Annotated in this window: 2 protein-coding genes; both read left to right on the forward strand. The window is 64.1% G+C overall.

Translation table 11 applies throughout. The features are described from left to right. Positions 1–363, forward strand: a 363-nt coding sequence (locus IEX61_RS11925; RefSeq protein WP_188818216.1) for a TrmH family RNA methyltransferase, incomplete at its 5' end; no start/stop codon positions are given. A 21-nt stretch (positions 364–384) separates the two neighbouring features. Beyond that, positions 385–3,708, forward strand: coding sequence for a DEAD/DEAH box helicase (locus tag IEX61_RS11930; protein ID WP_188818218.1), 3,324 nt, complete (start codon positions 385–387; stop codon positions 3,706–3,708). Positions 3,709–3,898: the final 190 nt, after the last annotated feature.

Raw genomic sequence — 3,898 nt, forward strand, 5'->3', positions numbered from 1 at the left:
GCGTACAATCCCAAAACGGTGCGCGCCACAATGGGCTCCCTCTTTCACGTGCCGGTCTTTGTCGCGCCGCTGGAGGAGGTGGTGGCGGCGTTGCGTAAGGCCGGGTGGGCCGTGTGGACGGCGGCGCTCGCTGGACGTCGCTACGATGAACCGGCATTGTACACGCGGCCGACCGCTTTTGTGGTGGGCAACGAGGCGAGCGGCGTGTCGCCTGACCTGGCAGCGAGGACGGATGGCACGGTGACCATTCCCATGCCGGGGCGGGCGGAGTCGCTCAACGTGGCCGTGGCCGCGGGGGTGCTCCTGTTTGAGGCGGTGCGGCAGCGGTGGAAGGGCGGAGGAGGCGCGCTTCACCACAGGTAGAGAGGAGCAACAAGATGCGAGGTGAGCGATGTGGGAGCGGGCAATCGGGTGCCGTTTCCGCTGCAACCGGCGGAGGTGCGGGCGTTCTTCTCCTCGGAGGTGTACAGACGGGGAAAGCGCTATGCATCGGAAGGCCGCGTCGAGCTCCTTGACGCGGAGGCGGTAGCGGGTGGGTTTTTGTGGGATCTGAACGTTTACGGAACGGAGGTCTACCACGTCAGGCTTGAGGTGCGAAACGGATCATGGTGGGTGTGGTGTACCTGTCCGGCCTTTGAGCAAAAGGAAGAATGCAAACACCTCGCCGCGGCGATGCTGTTTTTGGCCAATGGGGGTGGGCAAGAGGCGGTAACGCCCGAGGTTTCGACGCTGATCCGCGACCTGAGCGAGGTGTTCGACCCCGGCGATTCGACCGCGTCCCCGGCACCAAACCCGGGTGCGCCAGGAGATCGGGCGCGCTTGGTCGTGGAGTACCTCCTGGCGTACGATGGCTACCGCTTTGTCGGCATCGAGCTGAAAGCGGGCGTCGATCGCACGTACGTGGTGAAGGACCTTCGTGCCTTTCTAGACGCCGTACACCGCGGACAGGTTTACGCGCTAACGCCGCGCTTTGCCTACGACCCGGAGGTGCACGCCGTTTCAGCGGAGGATCTCGAGGTGCTGGCGGTGTTGCGCGCCATTGCCGAAGAGGAGGCGTTCTATCGCGGCGGGATGGTGCCGGGCGTTTCTTCGGTAAATCGCGACGGACGGCGGCTAATTCTTTCGCCGACGGCTGCAGAGCGGGTGCTGGCGCATTTGCGCGGACGTCCCCTGTATTTGAAAACGGAGAACCACCTCGTTCGGCCTCTCGCGCTGGCCGAAGAAGACGTGCGTGCGGCTCGGCTGACGTTCCACCTCGTGGCCGATGAGGGCGGGGAGGGCGGCATCCGGCTGAACCTTGCCCCTTTGGCCCGTGCGCTTCATCTGCCCCGGTATCGGTGGCTGGTGGTCGACGGCGTGCTGTATCGCTTGAGCGAGCGGGAAAACCGCATCGTCAGCGCGTTTCGCGAGGCATTGGAGGATAAGCCGTGGCGTGGCGGGTCTTGGCTCCCCGGTGGGCAGGTGCGGGAGGATCTTGCGGTTCCCAGGGAGGCGGTGGAACGGGTTTTGACCTACGCCGTCCCTGCCCTCGAAGCGATCGGCACCGTGCGCATCCAGGGTGAACTGGCCGAACGCATCGTTAAAGCCCCGTTGGTTGCCGTTGTTGAAGTAAACGATGCGGGTGAGGCGCTTGCGGTCGATGTCCGCTTGACCTACGCGGAGGCATCCTTTTCCTTGTGGGATCGCACCGAGCCGCAGCACGCGGGTGGGGAGAAACTGTACATCCGCGATGTCGCAAAAGAACGGGCCATCCTGGCGGTGCTCGAACGCGGTCCCCTTGTTGTTGGCGTTGGCGAGGAAAACGCGGCGCGAATGTTTGTTCCCAAGGACGACGATGCCCTGTATCGCTTCTTTTCCGAAACACTCCCCGAACTGACGGCACTGGACGGGGTTCAGGTGTACCTTTCCGATGCCGTCGCCTCGTACGTCCCGGAACAACCGCCAGAGCCGGAGCTGTGGTTCGATCTCGACGCCCTCGGCGACTGGCTAACGGTGCGGTTTGACGTGCGCGGCGTCGACCGGAAAGACGTCGAGCGCATCCGCCGGGCGCTGTTCGAAGGTGCGCGTTACGTGCGCCTGGAGTCGGGCGCGTTCCTGTCGCTCGAGGACGAGCCCTTCCGGCGTGCCCGGACGGTGTTGACGGCCCTTGCGGAAAAAGCAGGACCTCAATCCGAAGTCAAAGTCCCGCTCCACAAGGCCGCGCTCCTTGTGGGGAACGAGGCAACCCGCGGTGTGGTTCACTACAGCGCGGCCGTCCAAGGATTGGTCGAAGCGCTCAGCAACCCCGATGCCTTTGTGGCGCCTCTGCCCGCGGGCCTTCGCGCGACGCTCAGGCCCTATCAGCGAACCGGTTTCCGTTGGATGAAGCTTTTGGCCACGTACCGCTTGGGCGGCATTTTGGCCGACGAGATGGGCTTGGGGAAAACGGTGCAAACCATCGCCTTTCTGCTCTCCGAAAAAGAGGAGGACCGTTCTCTGCCGTCGCTTGTCGTGGCACCGTCGTCCCTGGTGTACAACTGGGAGGCGGAATTGGTCCGTTTTGCCCCTACACTTCGCGTGCTCGTGATCGACGGTTCCCCAGAGGTGCGCGCCGCCAAACATCGCGAGGCGGACGGGGCGGACGTGGTGATCACCTCGTATCCCCTGCTGCGGCAGGACATTGCCGAGTTCGCCCGCCGCACGTATGCCCATTTGATTCTGGACGAGGCGCAGGCGATCAAAAACCCGACCACCCAAACCTTCCGGGCGGTGCAGAAGATTCGCGCGCCGAAGCGCTTTGCCCTCACCGGCACGCCGATCGAAAACGCGGTGGACGAGCTGTGGGCGATCCTGCAGGCGGTCATGCCGGGGCTGTTTCCCTCCCTCAAGGCATTCAAGCAACTGCCGCCCGAGGAGATCCGCCGGCGCATCCGCCCGTTTGTCCTCCGGCGGACGAAAAAGGACGTGCTCAAGGACCTTCCGGAACGAACGGAGATGATCCGCTGGGTCGAGCTCGACGACCAGCAGAAGGCGGCGTACCTTGCCTTCTTGCAGGAGGCCAAGCGCGAGGCGGAGCGCCTGATGGAGGAGGGCGGATGGGCGCAGAACCGGATGCAGATCCTGGCCCTGATCACCCGTCTGCGGCAGGTGTGCGCCGACCCCGCGCTTGTCGTTCCGGATTATGGGGGGCCATCGGCGAAGCTGGAGGCGCTTGTCGAACTGCTTCGCGAGCTTCTCGCCGGGGGAAGGCGCGTGCTCATCTTCTCGCAATTTGCGCGCATGCTGCGGCGGATTGAGCAGCGGCTCAACGAAGAGGGGATTGCGGCGTTTTCCCTTGACGGCCAGACGCCCCCCAAGGAACGGATGGCGATGGTCGAGGCGTTTAATGCCGGGGAGCGTCAGGTGTTCTTGATTTCCCTTCGCGCCGGTGGAACGGGCCTCAACCTCACCGGTGCCGATACGGTGATTCTGTATGATCTGTGGTGGAATCCGGCCGTTGACGCACAGGCGATCGGTCGCGCGCACCGCATCGGGCAGAAGCGCCCGGTCCTCGTCTTCCGGATGATTGCCAAGGGGACGATTGAAGAGCGCATCTATGCCCTGCAAGCGGAAAAGCAGGCGCTCTTTGAACGGGTGATCGAAAGCGAACGCGATCCGCTGGCGTTCCGCCTGACGGAAGACGACATCCGCGCGCTGCTTTCGCTTCCGGGCGCCGTGGCAGCCCCGTAAGGCCCAGAGGAGGAGCGGGATGCACCGCCCTTCGCCGGTTTCGTAGGTGGAGGAGAAGAGGATGTCCCCGTCCAGTTCCGGGATGCGCTCGTTGGTCACTTCGGCGGGAAACTCGTTTTGGTCCTGGGCCGGTGCACTTTCACCTTCACAAAACTGTCAATCCCCCACCGCAAGGTGGGGGCAAACGCTT

Source organism: Calditerricola satsumensis (assembly GCF_014646935.1).
GTDB lineage: Bacteria > Bacillota > Bacilli > Calditerricolales > Calditerricolaceae > Calditerricola > Calditerricola satsumensis.